Origin of the sequence: Caulobacter sp. 602-1 (assembly GCF_003931565.1) — a bacterium.
GTDB lineage: Bacteria > Pseudomonadota > Alphaproteobacteria > Caulobacterales > Caulobacteraceae > Caulobacter.
In genome coordinates this window covers 1-333 of the sequence record NZ_RRYI01000065.1, presented here as the reverse complement: position 1 = coordinate 333, position 333 = coordinate 1, and the positions used below count along the sequence as shown (strand labels likewise).

At 69.1% G+C, this 333-nt stretch carries 1 protein-coding gene; it reads left to right on the top strand.

Annotated features, from left to right (window positions below; genetic code table 11):
• Positions 1 to 192: Hsp20 family protein (locus EIK80_RS25260; RefSeq protein ID WP_125159717.1), on the top strand; the 192-nt coding region annotated here is incomplete at its 5' end.
• Positions 193 to 333 lie beyond the last annotated feature (141 nt).

Sequence of the window (333 nt, the reverse complement as noted above, 5' to 3'; positions counted from 1 at the left end):
GGCCGCGGCGATGCCGAGCGGGCCTTCCTGCCTCGCGGGCTCGCCGCGCGGGGCTTCGTGCGCACCTTCATCCTCGCCGAGGGCATGGAGGTGACCGCCGCGACCCTGGAGCATGGCCTGCTGCCCATCGATCTGGCCCGGCCCGAACCCGAGCGTCTCGTGAAGAGAATTCCCATTCGCAGCGCGGGCTGAAACGCCGCGCGGAACCCGCCCCGCCGATCTGGGCTCTGACCCGGCCGGAGAAAGGCGCGTTCCCTAATCAAGGAGGTGGTCATCATGACGCCCAACACGCACTACAGCAGCCCGCTCTTCACCAGCGAAGCTTTCGCTGCC